General features: G+C 64.6%; 18 protein-coding genes. 13 read left to right on the top strand and 5 right to left on the bottom strand.

All coding sequences use genetic code 11. The features are described 5' to 3' along the window. Window positions 1–93: 93 nt before the first annotated feature. Window positions 94–2,103, top strand: a complete 2,010-nt coding sequence (locus tag GC146_RS08710) for a hydantoinase/oxoprolinase family protein (RefSeq protein ID WP_291837128.1) — start codon at window positions 94–96, stop codon at window positions 2,101–2,103. On the opposite strand, the gene GC146_RS08705 is transcribed toward GC146_RS08710, so the two are convergent. After that, window positions 2,100–2,669: a YdeI/OmpD-associated family protein gene (locus tag GC146_RS08705; RefSeq protein WP_291837126.1), complete on the bottom strand. Its 570-nt coding sequence runs from the start codon at window positions 2,667–2,669 to the stop codon at window positions 2,100–2,102. The two genes, GC146_RS08710 and GC146_RS08705, sit on opposite strands and share 4 nt — an antisense overlap. Before the next feature lie 86 nt (window positions 2,670–2,755). Between GC146_RS08705 and GC146_RS08700 the strand changes: the two genes are divergently transcribed. The 10 genes from GC146_RS08700 (at window position 2,756) to flgK (ending at window position 13,436) form a co-directional block, all read left to right on the top strand. Continuing rightward, entirely contained in the window at window positions 2,756–3,541 is a 786-nt protein-coding gene (locus GC146_RS08700; protein WP_291837124.1) for a ThuA domain-containing protein, read from the top strand. Then, window positions 3,538–4,596 (top strand): Gfo/Idh/MocA family oxidoreductase, encoded by a 1,059-nt coding sequence (locus GC146_RS08695; RefSeq protein ID WP_291837123.1) that lies wholly within the window; start codon window positions 3,538–3,540, stop codon window positions 4,594–4,596. The genes GC146_RS08700 and GC146_RS08695 overlap by 4 nt, the downstream gene beginning before the upstream one ends. 21 nt (window positions 4,597–4,617) lie before the next feature. Next, a complete protein-coding gene (locus tag GC146_RS08690; RefSeq protein ID WP_291837121.1) occupies window positions 4,618–6,276 on the top strand; it encodes a glycosyltransferase family 4 protein in 1,659 nt (552 codons plus the stop codon). A 62-nt stretch (window positions 6,277–6,338) separates the two neighbouring features. Further along, window positions 6,339–7,127, top strand: a complete 789-nt coding sequence (locus GC146_RS08685) for a hypothetical protein (protein WP_291837119.1) — start codon at window positions 6,339–6,341, stop codon at window positions 7,125–7,127. A 4-nt stretch (window positions 7,128–7,131) separates the two neighbouring features. Beyond that, window positions 7,132–8,493, top strand: coding sequence for a tetratricopeptide repeat protein (locus GC146_RS08680; RefSeq protein ID WP_291837117.1), 1,362 nt, complete (start codon window positions 7,132–7,134; stop codon window positions 8,491–8,493). Next, on the top strand, window positions 8,490–8,903 hold the full coding sequence (locus GC146_RS08675) for a DUF6165 family protein (protein ID WP_291837115.1): 414 nt from the start codon (window positions 8,490–8,492) through the stop codon (window positions 8,901–8,903). The genes GC146_RS08680 and GC146_RS08675 overlap by 4 nt, the downstream gene beginning before the upstream one ends. Beyond that, window positions 8,900–9,664, top strand: coding sequence for an FkbM family methyltransferase (locus tag GC146_RS08670; protein ID WP_291837112.1), 765 nt, complete (start codon window positions 8,900–8,902; stop codon window positions 9,662–9,664). The genes GC146_RS08675 and GC146_RS08670 overlap by 4 nt, the downstream gene beginning before the upstream one ends. Window positions 9,665–9,739: 75 nt before the next feature. Beyond that, on the top strand, window positions 9,740–10,573 hold the full coding sequence (locus GC146_RS08665) for a flagellar motor protein MotB (protein ID WP_291837110.1): 834 nt from the start codon (window positions 9,740–9,742) through the stop codon (window positions 10,571–10,573). Window positions 10,574–10,661: 88 nt separating this feature from the next. Next, window positions 10,662–11,963, top strand: a complete 1,302-nt coding sequence (locus GC146_RS08660) for a flagellar hook-basal body complex protein (protein WP_291837108.1) — start codon at window positions 10,662–10,664, stop codon at window positions 11,961–11,963. Window positions 11,964–11,987: 24 nt separating this feature from the next. Further along, window positions 11,988–13,436, top strand: coding sequence for a flagellar hook-associated protein FlgK (gene flgK, locus GC146_RS08655; protein WP_291837106.1), 1,449 nt, complete (start codon window positions 11,988–11,990; stop codon window positions 13,434–13,436). Between the two features lie 101 nt (window positions 13,437–13,537). Here the strand turns inward: flgK and GC146_RS08650 are convergent, their stop codons facing one another. After that, on the bottom strand, window positions 13,538–13,867 hold the full coding sequence (locus tag GC146_RS08650) for a hypothetical protein (protein WP_291837105.1): 330 nt from the start codon (window positions 13,865–13,867) through the stop codon (window positions 13,538–13,540). Window positions 13,868–13,895: 28 nt separating this feature from the next. Here GC146_RS08650 and GC146_RS08645 point away from each other — a divergent pair, with 28 nt between their 5' ends. Together GC146_RS08645 and GC146_RS08640 are read left to right on the top strand one after the other, a co-directional pair. Continuing rightward, a complete protein-coding gene (locus tag GC146_RS08645) occupies window positions 13,896–14,450 on the top strand; it encodes a flagellin (protein ID WP_291837103.1) in 555 nt (184 codons plus the stop codon). Further along, on the top strand, window positions 14,450–15,556 hold the full coding sequence (locus tag GC146_RS08640) for a flagellar basal body P-ring protein FlgI (protein ID WP_291837101.1): 1,107 nt from the start codon (window positions 14,450–14,452) through the stop codon (window positions 15,554–15,556). Before GC146_RS08645 ends, GC146_RS08640 begins: the two co-directional genes overlap by 1 nt. A gap of 86 nt (window positions 15,557–15,642) precedes the next feature. On the opposite strand, the gene GC146_RS08635 is transcribed toward GC146_RS08640, so the two are convergent. The 3 genes from GC146_RS08635 to gmd all read right to left on the bottom strand — a co-directional run bounded on the left by GC146_RS08635 (window position 15,643) and on the right by gmd (window position 20,139). Next, on the bottom strand, window positions 15,643–16,470 hold the full coding sequence (locus GC146_RS08635; protein ID WP_291837099.1) for a hypothetical protein: 828 nt from the start codon (window positions 16,468–16,470) through the stop codon (window positions 15,643–15,645). A 110-nt stretch (window positions 16,471–16,580) separates the two neighbouring features. Further along, a complete protein-coding gene (locus tag GC146_RS08630; protein ID WP_291837097.1) occupies window positions 16,581–19,139 on the bottom strand; it encodes a glycosyltransferase in 2,559 nt (852 codons plus the stop codon). Continuing rightward, on the bottom strand, window positions 19,126–20,139 hold the full coding sequence (gmd, locus tag GC146_RS08625; RefSeq protein ID WP_291837095.1) for a GDP-mannose 4,6-dehydratase: 1,014 nt from the start codon (window positions 20,137–20,139) through the stop codon (window positions 19,126–19,128). The genes GC146_RS08630 and gmd overlap by 14 nt, the downstream gene beginning before the upstream one ends. Window positions 20,140–20,236: the final 97 nt, after the last annotated feature.

Genomic DNA, 20,236 nt, shown 5'->3' with positions numbered 1-20,236 from the left:
CTACTGGCCCGCTGTTGGCGCTTTCGGCCCTTGCCGGCGCCGGTGGACAGTCTAATCAAGGATCGCGCGGGCAAGCCGCGGGCGGAGTGACACATGGCCTATCTTCTGGGCGTCGATACCGGCGGCACCTATACCGATGCCGTCGTGCTGGACGAAGCAACCGACAGCGTCGTCGCCTCTGCCAAGGCGCTGACTTCGCGACCCGACCTTGCCATCGGCGTGGGACAGGCGATTGACGCCGCGATCGGGCAGGCCGGCGTCGCGCCGGGCGAGATTGCCATGGTTTCGCTTTCCACCACGCTGGCCACCAATGCGCTCGTCGAGGGGCAGGGCGGGCGCGTGGCGCTGGTTGCCATCGGCTTCGACTCCGCCGACCTGACCCGCGCAGGTCTGGCAGAGGCAATGAAGGGCGACCCCGTCATCCAACTGGCCGGCGGGCACAGCCATGGCGGGACCGAACGGCAACCGCTGGACGTTCCTGCGCTGGAGGCGGCGCTGCGCGCGCTGCCCGCCGGGATCACCGCCGTTGCCGTCGCGGCCAGTTTCGCCACCCGCAACCCCGCACACGAGGTCGCCGCGCGCGATCTGATCCGCGCAATGACGGGCCTGCCCGTGACATGCTCGCACGAGTTGTCGCAGGCGCTGGGTGGGCCAAAGCGGGCACTGACGGCGGTGCTGAACGCGCGGCTGATCGGGTTGATCGCCCGGCTGATCGACGCCTGCGAAGCACATCTGGCGCAGATCGGCGTACATGCCCGGCTGATGGTGGTGCGGGGCGACGGCGCGCTGGTCTCGGCCGCCATTGCCCGCGAAAAGCCGATCGAGACCATCCTCAGCGGCCCTGCCGCCTCGATCGCCGGGGCAAGCTGGCTGACGGGCGAGGCCGATGCACTGGTCAGCGACATCGGCGGCACGACGACCGACATCTGCCTGCTGCGCGGCGGAAAGCCCATGATAGACCCTGAGGGCGCCCGCGTCGGCCCCTATCGCACCATGGTCGAGGCGGTGGCGATGCGCACTTGGGGCCTCGGCGGCGACAGCGAAGTGACAGTGCTGGACGGGCTGGATGGCGGGCTGCGCCTTGGCCCGCGACGGCTGATGCCGGTCTCGCTAGCGGCACGGAATTATCCCGATCTCGTGCACAAGGCGCTGGATTTCGCGCTGGCCTCGGACATGCCGCCAGAAGAGGGAGGCCGCTTCGTCATTCCGCACTGGCGTGGCGCGCCGCCTGCCGGCCTTGACGCGCGCGAGGCAGTCGTCGCCGCCCGGCTGACCGACGGGCCGTTGCGACTGAACGATGCCGTTCGGACACGGGTTGAGGGTCCGGCGCTGGCGCGGCTGGTGTCGCGCGGGCACGCCATGATCGCGGGCATCACGCCCTCGGACGCCGCGCATGTGCTGGGTCGTCTCGATGCCTGGGATACCGAGGCCGCACGCAAGGCGCTGCTGCTCTTTACTCGCCGCCGGACCGGCCGCGGCGAAAAGGTGGCGGAAACGGCGGAGGCGTTGGCGCAGGCGATCATTGATCAGCTGACAACCCAGACCATTCAGGCCTTGTTGGAGTCTGCTTTTGCCGAGGACAACGGCGGTTGGACCGATCCCGCAGGTCTGGCGCGTCACTCGCTTACGGCGGCAGGGCTTGCTCAGCACCGCGACATTCTTGACGTCTCGCTATCGCTGGCAGTGCCTGTCGTCGGGTTGGGCGCATCGGCCCCATCTTATTACGGCGCGGTGGGCGAACGCCTGCGCGCCCGGATGATCCTGCCCGCCCATGCCGGCGTGGCCAATGCGATTGGGGCCGTGGTGGGCCAGGTGGCGATGACCGCGACCGGAACCGTCACCAGTCCCGGGCCGGGCATCTTCGCCCTGCACTTGGGCAGCGGCGCGCCGGAGCGCCATGCCAGCCGCGAGGCGGCGCTGGAGGCGCTGGAGGCCGCGCTGACCGCCGAGGCCAGCGCCCGCGCCCGCGCCGCGGGGGTTGAAGAAGTCCGTTTGAGCATCGACCGCGACATTCGCGAAGTCGACATCGAGGGCCAGCCGATGTTCATCGAGGCGCAGATCCGCGTGACGGCGCAGGGGCGGCCGCGTATCGCCACGGGCTAGTGGAACTTACCCCCGTCGTTAAGGGTTTTGATCAGTCGGGCAATGCGGGCGGCGCGGGTCTTGTCCGTCTTGGCCGAGGTGACGCGGTAGTAGATTGCATAAAGGTTCTGCCTGTTCAGGGTCTGATATTGCGCCTGCGCCTTGGGGTGTTTGGCCAGTTCGGCCAGAAAATCGGCAGGGATCTCCATTGTCTTCGAACCGGCATAGGCGGCGTCCCAGCGGCCATCTGCGCGCGCAGCCTCGACCTGCGCAAGGCCCGCCGCTGTCATCCGGCCTTCGGCTATCAGCGTCTCGGCCCAGTCGCGGTTTCGCTGCGACCAAACCGAGCGCGGTTTGCGCGGCGTCAGGCGCAGGATGTAGCTGTCCGCGCCTTCCGATTTACGGATGCCGTCGATCCAGCCGACGCGCAGCGCGGCACGAATACAATCCTCCCACGTGACCGAAGGGATGCCCGTCGCAACCTTGTAAAGCCGCACCCAAAGCTGCGTCGCGGAGGCGCCGTTCAGGTCGAACCAGTGGTCAAGGTCTTCGGCAGTGGCGAAAGTCAGCGGATCGGTCGGGGTCATGGCAAAAGATCGCACGATTCCCCGTGACCCGTCCATTGTCATGCGCTAACAGTTCCGCCCAATTCCCTTATTTACCGGAGGTCGTCATGCCCATTCGCACCGTTGTCTGGGGCGAGAACGTCCATGAACAGAAGAACCGCATCGTGGCCGAGATCTATCCCAAAGGCATGCATCACTGCATCGCCGACGCGCTGAATACCGATGCCGGGATCAGCGCCACCACCGCCACCCTGCAGGAGCCCGAACATGGCCTGCCGGCGGAACGGTTGGCGGAGACGGACGTGCTGCTGTGGTGGGGCCATGCCGCGCATGGGCAGGTCAGCGATGCCGTGGTCGAGCGCGTGGCCGAACAGGTTTGGGCCGGCATGGGCCTGATCCTGCTGCATTCGGCCCATTTCGCCAAGATCTTCAAGCGGATCATGGGCACGCCCTGCAACCTGACATGGCGCGAGGCGGGCGAGCGCGAGCGGCTTTGGGTCACCTCGCGCAGTCACCCGATTGCCCGCGGCCTGCCCGACCATTTCGAGTTGGAAAACGAGGAAATGTATGGCGAACCCTTCGGCGTGCCCGAACCGATGGAGACGGTTTTCGTCAGCTGGTTCCAGGGTGGCGAGGTGTTCCGCTCGGGCCTGACCTACCGTCGCGGGGCGGGCAACGTGTTCTATTTCCGGCCTGGGCATGAAACCTACCCGACCTATCACGACGCCAGCGTGCAGACCGTGCTGAAGAACGCCGTCCACTGGGCCCACAATCCCGCCGCGCGCATCGCCGATGTCAACGCCGCGCCGAACGTGCCGGTGCAAACCGCGCTGGAGCCGATCACCGAACGCGGCCCGCGCCTGCACCAGGACGGCGAGGAGGGCCTGCGGTGAGCGCGCCCGTCCGTATCCTGATCGTCGGGACCGGCGGCATGGCCAAGGCCCATGTCGAGGCCTACAAGGCGATCGACGGTGTCACCGTCGTGGCCGGGGTCGATACCGATGCCGCCCGCCTGGGCGTCTTCAACGCCGAACACGGCATTCCCCACGCATTCGCCTCGGTTGAAGAGGCGCTGGAATGGGGGCAATTCGATGCTGCCTCGAACGTCACGCCTGACCCGGTGCACTACCCCACCACGCTGCCCCTGCTGGCCGCGGGCAAGCACGTGCTGTGCGAGAAGCCGCTGGCGGTGAACCATGTCGATGCCGACGCAATGGTGCTGGCCGCGGCCAAGGCCGGCGTCGTGAACATGGTCAACCTCAGCTACCGCAATGTGCCCGCGCTGATGGAGGCCACGCGCATGGTGGCCGCCGGCGAGATTGGCGAGGTGCGCCATTTCGAGGCGGCCTACCTGCAAAGCTGGCTGACCCAGCCCGCCTGGGGCCACTGGGACAAGGAAAGCAAGTGGCTGTGGCGGCTGTCCAAGGCGCATGGCTCGATGGGTGTTTTGGGCGACGTGGGCGTGCATATCCTCGACTTCGCAACGCTGGTCGCGGGTGCAGGGGCCAGCCGCGTGTCCTGCCGGCTGACCACCTTCGACAAGGCACCTGACGGGCGTATTGGCGAATACGTGCTGGACGCCAACGACAGCATGGCGATGCACCTGCAACTGGCCAACGGCGCGGTGGGCGTGATCCATGCCACGCGGATGGCGACAGGGCATCTTAACGACCTCTCTCTACGGATCTTCGGCACGAAAGGCGGGCTGGAAGTGAGGTACGAGAACAATGTCAGCCGCCTGCTGGCCTGCCTTGGAGATGATGTGGAAAAGGCCGTCTGGCACGAGGTGGAGACGCCGAAAATCGACAGCAATCACGCACGCTTTGTCGCTGCGATCCGGACCGGCACCATGGTGGACCCGGATTTCGCCCGCGGTGCGGCGCTCCAGCGAGTGCTGGATACCGCGGTCAGGTCGGACGCCGAGGGTTCGGCCGATTTGGCGATCTGACGTGGCAAGGGGCCGGCAGCGATGACCGACGGCCCCTCGCCCGCCATCTTCTTTCACGCTGACGCGGTCGAAACCGCGGGCAAGGACCTTGTCGGGCGGCGGGCGGCCGGACAATCGTTTCTGCGGGCCTTCCTGCAGCATGTGCCGGGATCGGTCGTGAACGCGGTGACAGCCACGCCCGACGAAGGGCAGGCCTTTGTCAGTGCCGCGCGCGATTTGGGCGAAACCCGCGAAATCGCCATGGCCAGCCTGCGGCGCGGCGATTTCACCCGATTTGGAACTGTTTTCTTCCCTGTGCCCGGATTCGTCGACGCCCCGTGGCGACGGCTGCAAAGTGGAACCGCCTCCTGTTCGCTCGTCGGCGTGACGCATACGGTTTCGACCCGGCGGGTGATCGAGAACCTGCATCATCTGGTGTCTGAACCGGTCGAGCCTTGGGATGCGATCATCTGTACCTCGCACGCGGTGAAATCTGTCGTTTCCCGACAATTCGCCGCCGAAGAAGCGTTTTTTCGCGACAGGTTCGGGGCCAAACAGGTGCCGCTGCCGCAGCTGCCAGTGATCTCTTTAGGCCTGCATAGTGCCGATTTTGCCGCCGATCCCGCACATCGTGCCGAGGCCCGCGCGCGGTTCGGGGCACCAGACGATGCGATCGTGGTGTTGACCGTGGGCCGCTTCACGTCGGTCGAAAAGGCCAGCCCCGGGCCGCTGTTTCTCGCGCTGGAGAAAGTCGCGACCGAACTGGGCCGTCCGCTGCACCTTTGGATGACAGGCTGGGCCAGTCGCAAGCCCGAAGAGGTGCTGCACAAAGAGGGCGCCGCGGCCCTCGCCCCCAATGTCACTACAACGATGATTGACGGGCGGGACCCGTGGGTGCGCCGGTGGATCTGGTCGGGGGCTGATATCTTTACCCTGCCTGCCGACAACGTGCAGGAAACCTTTGGACTGGTCCCCGTCGAGGCAATGGGTGCGGGCCTGCCGGTTGTGATGCCGGACTGGGACGGGTTCAAGGACACGGTTTTGCATGGGCAAACCGGTTTTCTTGTGCCCACACGGATGCCGCCACCGGGCACCGGCCGGCTTTTGGCCAAGCGCTTTGCCGAAGGTTCGGACGATTACCTTCGCTATCTCAGCCTGATGCTGCAACAGACCCAAATTGATATTCCCGCCTATGCGGAGTCGATTCTGACCCTGGCCCGCGATCCGGAGTTGCGCCGTCGCATGGGAGCGGCCGGGGTGGCGCACATACGCAAGAATTTCGACTGGGCAGCCATTATCCCGCGTTACCTGGCGCTGGCTGCAGAGTTGGCCGAGATGCGCGCCAAAGCGCCAAGAACGTCCGGCCGCCTCTCCAGCCCGATCGAGATTGACCCTTACACGCTCTATGCCGATTACCCGACGGGCCCCCTTCTCCCCGAGGCGCTGATTACGCCTCGGCATGGGCTGACGACGGCTGGGCTGGCCCGCCTCGACCGGTTCAGCGGGCGGGCACTTTACGGGCGAAAGGTGGTGGCCGATGCATTACTGCTGCAGATCGCGGCATTGCTGGAACGATCCGGCCCACAGACGGTTGCCGCACTGACAGAGGCAGTGGGCGCAACAGCCCCGCAAGTTACTGCCGCGGTCCTTTTCCTGGCAAAGTTCGATATCGTCCAGATCACGGACGCCGACGGGCCGTAACAGGGATTTTGACTTCGTCATGCGATTGCGATTCTACTGGAATTGCAAAACGGGAGGCGGCGATGCGGTTGTCAGTCAACTTCGAGAACACGCGCGATGCGCCGCCGTCCGGAGGACCAGTAACGGTCGGCTGGTTTCTGACCGAAAAGAAGGCCGGCATCATCTATTTCCCGCCAGAGCGGGTCCGATCGGCAGACTTGAACCGGACTCACGCCAAAAGTGCCTCGCGCTGTCCGGCGGTCATCAACCTTGAAAGCAGGCACTTCCTGATCCGCTGCCCGTTCGACCTGCATCTTGGCTTTGTCCGCGACAAGGACGGTAAACCTGCCTTGCGCAATCTTGCCGGCGATCAAGGTGGCATTCGGTCCAACAAGCTGCGCGACAAGCTGCACATCACCGACGAACGCGAATGGCGCCATGCCGGCGTGCCCACGATCCAGCTGTCACTGCCTTACGTCTTTGTCGCGGACGAGCCTGTGTACATGTCACAGATCGCGCCCTTCATGCATTACACGCGCGAGCCGATGCCGGGGACGATCTTTGGCGGGCGCTTTCCGATCAATGTCTGGCCACGCCCGCTGATGTGGGCGTTCGAGTGGCACGATACCGAGAAGCCGCTGAAGATCTCGCGGGGCGATCCGCTGTTTTACGCCATGTTCGAGACGCTTCCGCAGGACCGTGGAGTCAGCGTGGTAGAAACCGAAGTGACGCAGGACCTGACCGATTACATGGACCTGATTTCGGGCGCCGTGAACTACGTCAACCAGACGTTCTCGCTTTTCGAGGCGGCCGAGGCCCGGCGACCGGCCCAGCTTGTCAGCCCGCTCAAGCGGCCGCGCGGCGAGGGGTAGGCCGGTGGCAGAGGCCGCGACGACGCAGGTGCGCGACTCGGGCATCGCCGCGCACCGGGCCGGCAGGCTGGACGAAGCGTTGCGGCACTATGCCGACCATCTCGAGCGCACGCCGGAGGATGCCGGAATCTGGTCGAACCTTGGTGTCGTACTGCGGCAGAAACAGTTGCACGACCAGGCGCTGCGCGCGCAGGAACGGGCCATTGCGCTGGACCCGAAGGCCGAGGGCATCCGCAGCAATTATGCCAACATCCTTTCCGATATCGGCCGCTACGACGAATCGATCGCAATGCGCCGTTCGGTGCTGGTAGACCGGCCAGACGATGCGATGCACAAGGCGATGATCGGCCGATGCCTGCGCGGCAAGGGGGCCTATGCCGAGGCCATTGCCTATCTTCAGACAGCGATGGCCGCGCATCCGGATGACGCGGAACTGCGCATCCAGCTGGCATTTGCCCAGCTTGGTGCCGGCGACCATGCGGCGGGCTTTGCCAATTACCGGGCCCGCTGGCAGGGGGGCGAACTGACGCCACGCAAGCTGCCATGGCCGGAATGGCAAGGTGGTGACGCGGCAGGCAAGACGCTTTTGGTCCTGCCCGAGCAGGGCTTCGGCGACGCCGTCCTTTTCGCCCGCTATCTGCCGCGCCTCAAGGCCTTGGGTGCCAGGGTTCTCTTTCACGTCGACAGGCCTTTGCAGAGACTGTTTTCTGCTCTGCCGGGGGTCGATCGGACCGGTAGCCTTTCCCGCCCGGACGAACCCGTCGATGGCTGGGTCAACCTGATGGACCTGCCCTTGGCAGACCTGCAGCCGGGCCCGGCCATTCCGCCGCCCGCCACGCTGCACGTCCCCGAGGAGGCGCGCCAGAGAGCCCGTCGTATCGTTGCGCCCTATCGCGAAAAGTTCCGCATTGGCGTGGTATGGACCGGGTCCGTCACCTACAAGGGAAACGTCTTTCGCTCTTTCAGTCATCGTGAGTTCCTGCCGCTGACAGACCTGCCGGGTGTGCAGCTTTTCTCAGTCTACAAGGGCCCGGAACTGGGGCCTTATCGGGTAGATGGCAGCAAAGCGTTCATCCTCGACACCGCCAGCACAGACCGTGATTTTGCGGATTGTGCCGCGACGATGCAGGAAATGGACCTGATCATCACCTCTGACACCGCAACCGCGCATATTGCCGGCACATTGGGCCTGCCCACATGGGTCGTGCTGCACTGGGATCCGTTCTGGGTCTATACCCATGCTGGCGAAACAACGCCCTGGTATCCAACGATGCGGTTGTTCCGGCAGCAAAGACCGCGCGACTGGTCCGCGCCATTCAATGCCATCCTGGCCGAGCTGCAGGCGCTGCTGGAGGCGCGCGGATGACGGAAATCCTTCTGCCCACCGCGCCCGGAGAGTTGATCGACAAGCTGACAATCCTGCGGCTGAAGGCCGAACGAATGACCGATGAGGCGAAGTTGCGCCATGTCAGACACGAAATGGCCGCGCTGCAAAACGTGGCTGACCGGGCCTTGCCGGCACTGCCCGCCCTCGCGCCGCTGTGGGAAGACCTGTACCGCATCAACGCCGCGCTTTGGCAGATCGAGGACGATATCCGCGCCTGCGAAGCCCGGCAGGATTTCGGGCCCGCCTTCGTCCGGCTTGCACGGGCGGTCTACCAGACCAATGACAGGCGTGCGGCCATCAAGCGCGAGATCAATCTGCTGCTTGGCTCGGCCCTGATCGAGGAGAAATCCTATCATCCGACGGGCCCGGCGACCGAGGGCAAGGCATGACCGAGGCACGGACACTGCAGGACATTCGCGCCGACCTGCGCGCATTGCAGACCCGACTCGTCGACGCGCTGGAGGGGGAACGCAGCCGCCGCCGCGGTCCGCTGATGGCCGAACTCCATGTCGTGCGGCGCATGCTGGAGCCTGCCTATCCGTTTCGCTCGCAGGCCGGGCAAGACGTGGTCATCGACCGGCTGCTGAACGGCAAGCGCGGCGGGACCTTCGTTGATGTCGGAGGCTATGACGGGACGACCGGTTCAAACACCCTTTTCTTCGAGATCTGGCGCGGCTGGACCGGTGTGCTGGTAGAGCCGATGCCGACACAGCTGGAGCGCGCGCGCCTTGCCCGGCGCTGTCCGTGTATCGGCGCCGCTGTCGCTGATCAGCCGGGCGAGGCAGACTTTATCGCTGTCAACGCGGGGTTCACGCAGATGAGCGGGTTAAGCGACTGCTACGATCCACAGCTTCTTGCCCGCGTCCGGGCCGATCCGCGTCATGACGAAACGATCCTGACGGTCAAGACGCGCACCCTGCCTGACATCCTCGAAGATGTGGGGCTGGAGCATCCCGATTTTGTTTCGCTTGATATCGAGGGAGGCGAACTGGCCGTGCTGGAAAGCTTTCCCTTCGGACGTCACCGTGTCGGCATCTGGGCGATCGAGAATAACGCCGGCGCGCCCCAGATCGGCCGGATCATGCGCGCTGCGGGCTATGACCTTGTCGAATTCTGCGGACAGGACGACATCTATCGGCGCCGGCAATAGGCTCAATTTGACCCGTTAATCACCGCTTCACCACTGCCTGTTAGCCCGGCTGACGGGTGAGAGATGGTGGTGGAAATGGGTGCGCATGCAAATGCTCCCGTCATCATTCGTCGCAAGAAGGTCATCGTCGGTGGAGGACACCACGGCGGGGCCTGGAAGGTGGCATATGCCGACTTCGTGACGGCGATGATGGCGTTCTTCATGCTGATGTGGCTGCTGAATGCCACGACAGAGAAACAGCGCAAGGGCTTGGCGGATTACTTCACGCCGACCATCGCGCTCAACCGCGTGTCGGGCGGCGGTGACCAGCTTTTCGCGGGGTCGAGCCTCTTTGCGCAAGAGGCGTTGGCGCACGATGGGACCGGCGGCAGCCAGCAGCAAATTGGTGCTGGCAGCAGCAGCGCAACCGGTCAGGCGGATCCGGCGCAGATCGCGGCACTGAACCGAGTCGAGGACATACTTCTGGGCCGCGGTGGCGAAAGCGCGCTGTCGGAAAAGGCGCTGCGCCATATCGTGACGCGCCTGACCGACGAGGGGCTGGTGATCGAGATCTTCGACACGCCTGACGCACCACTTTTCGACGGCGACACCGACACGCCGACGCCGCTGTTACGCGAAATCGCCACGGTGATGGCGCGCAGTTTTGCGCTGGTCGAGAATGGCGTGGCCGTTGCCGGTCACACTGCCGCGCGGCCGGTCGTGTTTCGTGAAAATCCGGTCTGGGGCCTGTCAACTTCGCGTGGGCTGGCGTTGCGGGCGCTGCTAGAAAATGACGGGCTCGAACCGGCGCGCTGCCGACGCGTGACGGGTCATGCTGACCGCAAGCTGGCTGTGCGCAACCCGATGGCGATCCGCAACAACCGGGTCGAGGTGACGTTGCTACGCTCCGACATCCCGCCGGGTGGATAAAATCGGCGCCTGTTAGGACGACGTTAAGCGGCACAGGCTTAGGGCGATTGTAACCGCTCGTTTCATCCTGATGCAGAAAGGCTCACCGATGACGATTTCTTCCTCGCTCAACGCCAGCGTTGCGGGCCTTGCGGCCAATGCCACGCGACTGGCCACCATCTCGGACAACATCGCCAATTCGTCGACCTACGGCTACAAGCGCGCGGTGACAGATTTCTACTCGATGGTCGTCGACAGCAATAAGGGCAGCTATTCCGCAGGCGGCGTGCGCACCAGCAACCAGCGCCTGATCGATCAGGGCGGCGCGCTGGTCTCGACCAGCAACGGTACCGATCTTGCCGTGCGCGGGCGCGGGATGATCCCGGTAACGTCGATGGCCAGCGTCAATGCCGCCAACGGCACCCCCGAGATGTTGTTGACCACGACGGGGTCTTTTCGCACCGACGATCAGGGGTATCTGACAACGCCCAGCGGGCAGGTTCTCATGGGATGGCCCGCGTTGCCGGACGGCACTTTGCCCACCTATCCGCGCGACACCGTCGATGGTCTTCAGCCGGTGCGGATCAACACCAACCAATATGCGGGCGAGGCGACGACGAACATCGATCTGGCCGTCAACCTGCCTGCCACGTCGACCGAGGCCGGATCGGTTGCGCCGGACGAGGAGCTGTCGGTTGAATATTTCGACAACCTCGGAAAATCGGCCAACCTTGCGGTGTCGTTCTCGCCCTCGGTGCCGGCGAGTGGTGCGTCGAACCTCTGGACGATGACGCTGCGCGACAGTGCCTCGGGCGGGGCCGTCGTGGGGCAATACCAACTGCAATTTGACGACAGCCGCGCCAGCGGCGGCACACTCGCCTCGGTCACCACGATCTCGGGCGGGGCTTACGATCCGGCGACAGGGCAGGTCGCCCTGACCGTGGCAGGCGGGCCCCTGTCGGTTAACATCGGCATGCCCGGCGACAGCAATGGCACCACCCAATTAAGCGACAGCTTTGCCCCGATCTCGATTTCCAAGAACGGCATGCCGGCAGGCAACCTCACTTCGGTCGAGGTGGATCCCGGCGGCTATGTCCACGCCACCTTCGACAGCGGAATTGACCGGGTGATCTACCAGGTGCCCCTCGTCGACGTGCCCAACGTCAATGGGCTGGAGGTGATGGACGACCAGACGTACCGGCCCAGTCCGCAAAGCGGCAACTTCTTTCTCTGGAACGCGGGCGACGGCCCGACTGGCGACATCGTCAGCTTCGCGCGCGAGGAATCGGCCACCGATGTGGCCGGAGAACTGACCCAGTTGATCCAGACCCAGCGCGCCTATTCGTCGAACGCGAAGGTGATCCAGACAGTGGATGAAATGCTGCAGGAAACCACCAACATCAAGCGGTAACGACACCAGCCGAGGTTCTGAAAGATGAGTATATCCAATACCTTGTCCAACGCGCTGAGCGGTCTGACCGCGGCCTCGCGCATGGCCGAGGTCGTCTCGTCGAACCTCGCCAACGCGATGACCGATGGCTACGGTCCGCGCAGGGTGGACCTGTCAGCGCGGATCCTCGGTGGTACCGGCGCCGGAGTCAGCATTGATGGCGTCACCCGGATGGTCGACCAGCGGCTGATCGGCGACCGACGGCTCGCCACAGCCAGCCAGACCGCTGCGGGCGACACGGCCAGCGCGCTGCAACACCTTGAGGCGATCTTTGGCGCCGCCGACTCGCCCGATTCGCTTTCGGCCCGCATCGCAGCGCTGGAAAAGTCGCTTGTCGCTGCAGGGGCCGATCCCGCCTCTGATATTGCGCTGTCTGACGTCGCCGGAAAATTCGGCGCGGTCGTCAGCACGCTGCACGATCAGGCCGCAGGAATTGCCGACATGCGCGAACAGGCCGATGCCGATATTGCGGCGCAGGTGGACAGCCTGAACGGAGCCCTTTCGCAAGTTGAGGGGTTGAATGCCGATATCGCCCGGATCCGTGCCGGCAATGGCGACACGTCGGCCTTGCTTGATGCCCGGCAAAAGGCAATCGATCAGGTCGCCGGCATCGTACCGCTGCGCGAAATCGACCGTGGAAACGGGCAAATCGCGCTTATGACCATCTCGGGCCAGACCCTGCTGGACGGCAAGGCGGTGACGGTGGGCTTCACACCCACCCATACCATCGTGCCGGAGATGACGCTGGCCTCCGGCGCCCTTTCGGGCCTGACGATCAACGGCCAGCCGGTTGCGGGCGGTGGTGCCGTCGGGCGGCTGGATGGCGGCGGGCTGGGCGCAGCCTTCGCGTTGCGCGACGACAGGCTGCAAGCCGCGCAGACCGCCTTGGATTACGTCGCCGCCGACCTCGCCCAGCGCCTGCAGGACCCGGCCGTCGACCCGACGCTGACACTCGGCAACCCCGGCCTGCTGACCGATGCCGGCCAGACCTACGATCCTGCGAACCTGACGGGGCTCTCCGGCCGCATCACATTGTCCGCGGCCATTGATCCACAGGCCGGCGGCTCGATCCAGCGGCTGCGCGACGGGCTTGGCAGCACGGGGCCGGGGCCGGCCGGTGATGCCTCGATACTTGACAGTATCCGTGCGGCGCTGGCCGATCCGCGCAGCCTTGTTCCGGGCGGCGAAGTGCGAAGTGCGGCGGGCCATGCCGCCAGCCTTGCGGCGCAAACGGCATTGCAGCGCACAAGTGCCGAGGACGAGGCCAGCTTTGCCGGCGCGCGGCTTGATACGCTGTGTCAGGCCGAACTGGCAGGTGGTGTCGATACCGACCAGGAAATGCAGAACTTGATCCGGATCGAACAGGCCTATTCGGCCAATGCCAAGGTGATGCAAACCGTCCAGTCGATGTTGCAAAGATTGATGGAGTTGTGACGATGACGATAGTTTCTCTTGGTGACGGCGCCAGACAGCTGGCCGCGTTGCGCCAGACGCAAGACCTCAAGACGCGGCTGGCAACGCTGAGCGCCGAACTTTCAAGCGGGCAAAGCAGCGATCTGGCCCGGCATGTCGGCACTGATCTTCAACGCCTTGCAGGATTTGACCGCGGGCTGACCTTGATCGACGGATTTGCCCAGGCGGCGCAACAGACCGGGCAGATGCTCGACATGATGCAAACCAGCCTGCAGGCCATCGACGCCCGACGTGCGGACCTGATGCAAAACCTGACAAGCATTACCGACGCCACATCCGAAGACCAGTTGCTGCTTGCGGCCGACGCGGGCAAGACGGCCTTCATCGATATCGCGGCCAAGCTTAATGCGCGGCTGAATGATCGCACGGCTTTTGCAGGCACGGCCTGCCACGGGCCCGGTACTGGCCAACCCGGAAGACATGTTAACGCAGATCCGCAGCGCCGCATCCGGTGCGCAAACCGCTGCCGAGGCTGAAGCGGCGGTGGCGGCATGGTTCGACGATCCTGCAGGCGGCTTTGCCACTGCCGGATACCTTGGCGATACCGGCGCGCCACCGCGCCGCCGGATCTACGAGACCACCGTGGTCGACATTACAGCAAGGGCGGATGCGCCGGCGCTGCGCGACGTGATGAAGGCCGCGGCCATGGCCTCGCTGGCCAGCGGCGGCACACCACCATTGGATCGTCTGGAACGCGCCCGTCTTTTGCAGGCTTCGGGCAGGCAAGCGGCCTCGGCTGCGCAACCCATGGCCACATTGCAGGCAGGTCTCGGTATGGCAGAGGCCAGCGTCGCCGACACCCGGGCAGCCCTCAGTGCGCGCAAGACCTATATCACCACCGCCCGCAACGACATGGTCTCGGCCGATCCTTTCGAAACGGCAACCAATCTGCAGGCCGTTCAAACCGCACTCGAGACGCATTTCACCGTTATCGCGCGGCTCTCGCACCTTAGGTTGTCGGAGTACTTGCGGTGATGATAAGACGCGCCGCGACACTGCTGGTGCTGGCTTGCGTCGCGGCTCTGCCAGTCGCCGCAGGGCCGGTCAGGATCAAGGATCTTGTCGAGTTCGAAGGTGTCCGGTCCAACGACCTGGTGGGATATGGCCTTGTCGTCGGGCTGAACGGAACCGGGGACGGCCTGCGCAACGCGCCATTCACCGAAGAAATCATGTCGAGCGTTCTGGAACGGCTTGGCGTCAATGTGACGGGCGAACAGTTCCGCCCCAAGAACGTGGCCGCGGTTCTGGTAACGGCCAGTTTGCCGCCTTTTGCCCGGGCGGGCAGCCCTATCGATGTGACGATTTCCGCCATAGGCGATTCGAAAAGTCTGCTGGGTGGCACGCTGGTGATGACGCCGCTGAAGGCCGCTGATGGCGACATCTACGCCGTCGCCCAGGGTACCATCATTGCCGGAGGCGTCAGCGCGCAGGGCGCATCAAGTTCGGTCACACAGGGCGTTCCGACCGCCGGCGTGGTTCCGTCTGGCGCGATAGTGGAGCGCGAGGTCGCATTCGATCTGTCCAGCCTCGGCACGGTCAGACTGGCCCTGCGCAATCCCGATTTCACCACAGCCGGGCGGATCGAAGCGGCGATCAACGCCGATTTCCGACGGCCCGTCGCGCGCATGCTCGATTCGGGCACGGTCGAGCTGACGCTGTCGGCCACCGGCATGACATCCCCCGCCCACGTCCTGGGCCGGATCGAGAACCTGATGATCGAACCCGAAACACGGGCCACAGTCGTGGTTGATCAGCGGTCGGGCACCATCGTGATGGGGGCCGACGTCCGGATTTCGCGCGTGGCCGTCAGCCAAGGTAATCTCACGCTGAAGGTCGATGATCATCCACTGGTGGTGCAGCCCAATCCGTTCAGCCAGGGGCAAACGGTGGTCGTGCCCCGCTCGCGCGCCAGCATCACCGAAAATCCAGGCACGGGAATGGCCGAGGTTGGCGACGGCGCCTCACTATCGGAAGTGGTGCAGGGGTTGAACGCGCTCGGTGTGTCGCCGCGCGACATGATCGATATCCTCAAAAGCATCAAGGCAGCCGGCGCGCTTCACGCTGACTTTGTCGTCCGCTGAAGGATCGGGCAGACTGGTAGGCCGGCTGGCCAAGGCGCAGACCGGCGCGGCGGCGTGCCTCACGACAGATGCTTTCGACCATGTGCTTAGGAAAGGCGTTTGCCTGGTGTTTGCGCGAACGCACTTGGCCGTGCGCGGGTCCGGAATTCCGGTGCGCGCATTATCTCTTCCTGAAGTCGATCGAGCGATTCGAGGCATTGGAAGCCCAGCATCGCCTCTTCCCGGGGCGGCCGACCCAAAAGGCGCTCGAAGGCCTCGATCACCTCGGCCCGACGCAGGCGGAGCCGGCCAAGTTGGTCCAGCAGGCCCGGCGTTGCATGGCGGAACGCGGCCACCTGTCGTGGCGGATGAACGCCGGCATTCTTCAGCCGCCGGACCTGCCGCGTCTCGATCTTTTCCCCGTCGATCATCCTGATCGCGTTGTCGATCCGCTCTGCATCGCGCGGGCGTTCGGGGGCGAGCCAGCCCACCACCTGGCTCATGACGCGCGGCGTGTCCGCGACAAGCGAGGCATAGTCGACGCATAGCTGACGTTTGGCGAAGTCCGATTCCAGCCACTTCGCCGCAAAATCGCGGTAGCGGTCGAATTGAAGGCTGGCAAAGCGCCGAAAGGAAAGCGGCGTGTCGGGGTTGCCGTTGAGGACGTGAAGTTCAAAGTTCGATATGACCGAGGGGACGAAATCGCGATACTGGACAAGGTATTTCTGCCCAGCGACCTGCGGCACGGACAAATCGAAATCATGGTTCTTGGTCAGGTTCACCTGACCGGCACAAACGCAAGGAACGCGGCGACAGCAATCGCCCTTGCCGTAAAAGTCGCAATACCCGAAATCTGGGCCGAAATAGGCCGTCAGGAGGCGCACCAGCATATGGTGACCACTGCGCGGCCAGCTGATTCCGACGACATAATCCATTTGTCCCTTACTCCCTTCCGACGGCCGCGCGATCGGCGTAGCCGCCCTGGGCGCCACGAGGCGCCAACGTATTGGGCCGGGCGTGGTCTCGCCGCTGGCCATCGAGGGTCTTACCGATCCGCAAGGATCGCAGAGAGCCGTGCGGCGTAGCGCGCGGCAATAATCTGCGGTCCGAAATGTGTGAAAACATGGTCACGCGCCTTGGCCGCGCGAGCGGCACGGCCAATGGCATCGGCGCGCAGCCGGCGAAGCTGCCTGGCGGCGCTGGCAATGTCCGGTTCGGCCCATTTCTGGCCGGGCCGGACGAAGATATAATCGTCGGGGCCAAGCGCAGTTTCGTGACAGTCGACCAGCCACGCGGTCTGGTCGTTGCAGAACTCCAGATTACCGGAATAGGCCGAACACAGCACTGGCACACCCAGGTTCATCGCTTCGATCATGCCGAATCCCCATCCTTCGGAACGATGCAGCGAGATGTAGCAATCGGCCGCGGCCTTGAGCTGAATCAGCGCGTCGTAAGGCATCGTCTCGTTGACGATAAGGATGCGCGGGTCGGAGGCGGCCATCGCCATGACCTCGGCCCAGATCCGCTGTTGGACCGGGTCGGTCACGCTGTCGCGGTTCTGGGTCTTGACGATCAGTCGGGCATCGGGGTCGTTCGGAAAGGCCGCGAGGAAGGCACGAAGAACGCCCAGCGGGTTCTTGCGCTGCACGAAGGAGAAGCTGTCGAAAGCGACAAGACAGAGAAATTCGTGCCCCTTCAGGTGAAAGCGCCTGTCGATGGCCCGGCGCGCGGCGGCCCGGTCTACGGGGCCGGGCTCTTCAAATGTCATGCCGACATTGGTGACGGGCCGGGCTGTGTGCGGGCGGTAGATGGAAACGCCATAGGCGCTCGAGACCCAGATCTCGTCCAGCAGGTTCATTCCAAGGAAGTGGCAGGCCGCCGGGGTATCAAGCTCCCAAAAGAAATAGCCGATATTGTAGGCGTCGGAAAACACGTCGGGGCCATAGGCAAAGGCCAGCGGAATCGACTCGGCGTTGAGGTGAATCAGGTTGACCTTGGCGCGATGGAATCCTGACAGGTCCCGCTCCCGCGAAAACCCTTCGGGCGCCGGATTATCAAGGCCGAAATCGACATGGTTGACGCTGAATTCCGTGCGGTCGAGGACGGCAGCAGAAAGCCGTGCGGCCTGCCCCAGCCCCGAGGCCTTGCGCAGCGGCCCGATGATCTGGACATCCACCTCCGGCCTGCCGGGCGGACGGGGCAACGCCGCCGCCTCGAGCCGATGGCCCTCTGACGTCACCGACAGAAAGCTGCCCGTCGCCAGATCAAAGCCGCGCTGGCGTAGCGCTGCGGCATAGCTCGGCGCGGTCAGCCGCGGCCCCCGTTTCTGCCCGGTCAGGGCCCGAACGAAGCCATCGAAGGCCGAGGGCTGGCCGCCATCCGGCGCAAGCAGGCTCTGTACCGGCTCTGGTGGAAGGTATCGCAGGATGTCGGGTCGCGCGGCGGCGGCGACCATCAACAGCAGGTAATAGGTCTTGCGGTCCTCGGCTTTGGTGCCATCAAGAAAATGCAGCTGCGGGTTGGCGGCGAAATGGTGATCCATGAAGATCGACAGCGCAAAAGGCTGACCGGCGCGCTCGGAGGGCACGGCGCGCAGCGCGGCCTGCTGCGCAGGGGTAACAAGGCAATCCTCGACATGCAGCACGTGCGCCTCATGCCATGCCCACCAGAAAAGCACTCGAGACTGCCAATGCGGATTGTCGAGGTCCATTTCAGCGCGCAACGCGGGGTTGCGCATGAGCCGCCCCCACAGGATACGGCTAAGCTTTGCCCGAAAGCCACCGATCACGATATCCGCGTTCAGCCAGGCGATCAGGTCGCGCGACAGCGGGACGCGCAGTCCATTGCGCATCACGCTGTAGCCGGCGAGATACCAATCGAGGAAGTGCGCCACCTCGTCGGGGTCGGCATCGCAGGGAAAACGCCCGTCCTGCCGGTAGCGGAAGCGGGTGTAGTCCAGATAGCCGGGCAGCGCCGTGGGATTGGCCATGTCCGGCTGGCCCGGTGGCGCGGGCGAGCGGTGAGAGAAAAGCGCGCCATGCCGTTCGAGCGGCGGGGGCGTTGACTGGCTTTGCTCGCTCCCGATGGAGTCGATCAGGGAGGACAGCATCAAGAGGCCGTCTGCCACCTTGCGACAGGCGGAAAGCCGGTCGGCCTTGACGGGGTCTCGCGGGCCGGCGTCCACGACGGGCCCGATGGCGGGGCAAACAGCGCAGTCACCCAGCCGGTAGCCCGCACCGTTCATCACACGGATGCTGACGCGGCCGCCCGCCCGCGCGATCATTTCCATCATCGGCGGGGTCAGTCGAAAGGCAAAGCCACAGCGCCCATCGCCGATCCCGGCGGCATCAACATCGGCGCGCATCAGGTTGGCCAGTGCAGTGTCAATCAGTCCGTCACGCAGGTAGAGGCCCACCTTCAGGCCGCCCTCTTGGTCGGAGACGTGCACCACCCAACCCTGGATCGTATCACCCCTAAGACCGTCCACATGGCCGCGATAGGGCCCGCGGTGCAACCCGGCCTTGCGCGCAATGGCCCCGGCGGCGGCACGCAGCTTGCGGTATTCCGAATGCAAGGGCGCCGCCATCATGTCAGGCAGCCGCATCGTAGTCGGCCCGCGCCATCATCGTGGCCAGTTCTCTGACACCGACGGTCGCCCGCCAGCCAAGGCTGCGTTGCGCCTTGGCCGGATCGCCAATCAGCAGGTCCACCTCGGCCGGACGAAAGAACCGTTCGCTAACCTCGACGATGCGCTTGCCGGTAATGCGATCATCGGCCTTTGCCTGCGTGCCCTGCCCCGTCCATTCCAGCCGCATTCCCAACGCCTCGGCCGCATGGCTGACGAAATCGCGGATCGGGGTCGTGACGCCGGTTGCCAATACGTAATCGTCGGGCTGGTCCTGTTGCAGCATCCGCCACATGCCCTCGACATAGTCGCCGGCAAAGCCCCAGTCGCGCTGTGCATCAAGATTGCCCAGAACCAGCGGATCTGTCCCGCCACGGGCCAGTCTTGAAAGACCAAGCGTAATCTTGCGGGTTACGAACTCGGCCCCGCGCAGGGGCGATTCGTGGTTGAACAGGATGCCGGAAGAGGCATGCATCCCGAACGATTCGCGATAATTGCCAGTGATGTAATGGCCGTAAACCTTTGCCACACCATAGGGCGAGCGTGGATAAAGCGCGGTGGTCTCACGCTGCGGGACTTCGCGCACGCAGCCGAACATCTCGGACGTCGAGGCCTGGTAATAACGCGTTTGGGGCGCGAAGGTGCGCAGCGCGTCGAGGATGCGCACCACACCCATCGCGTTGGCGTCCGAGGTGAAGACGGGCACGTCCCATGACGCGCCGACAAAACTTTGCGCCGCGAGGTTATAGAACTCGTCCACCTTCACGTCGCGCACCAGCCGCAGGATGCTGTTTTCGTCGCAAAGGTCGAAATCGTGCAGCTGGACCTTCCCTGCAATGCCCAGCGCCTGCAGCCGGGTCAACGCGGGCTGAGCGCTGCGGCGCAAGGCGCCGTGCACGATATAACCCTTCTTCAGCAGCAGCCGCGCCAGATAGGCGCCATCCTGTCCGGTGATGCCGGTAATCATCGCTGACTTCATCTGTCCTTTCGCCCCCCTCGGCTGTCCGTTTCCGGGCGGTGCCGCCCTTCGGTTTCATCGGGGCAAGAACACACGAGGGTGGTGAACATATGCTGAA

Source organism: Limimaricola sp. (assembly GCF_016125575.1).
In the GTDB taxonomy this organism is placed as follows: domain Bacteria; phylum Pseudomonadota; class Alphaproteobacteria; order Rhodobacterales; family Rhodobacteraceae; genus WGLM01.
This window is presented reverse-complemented; position numbering and strand designations above follow the sequence as displayed.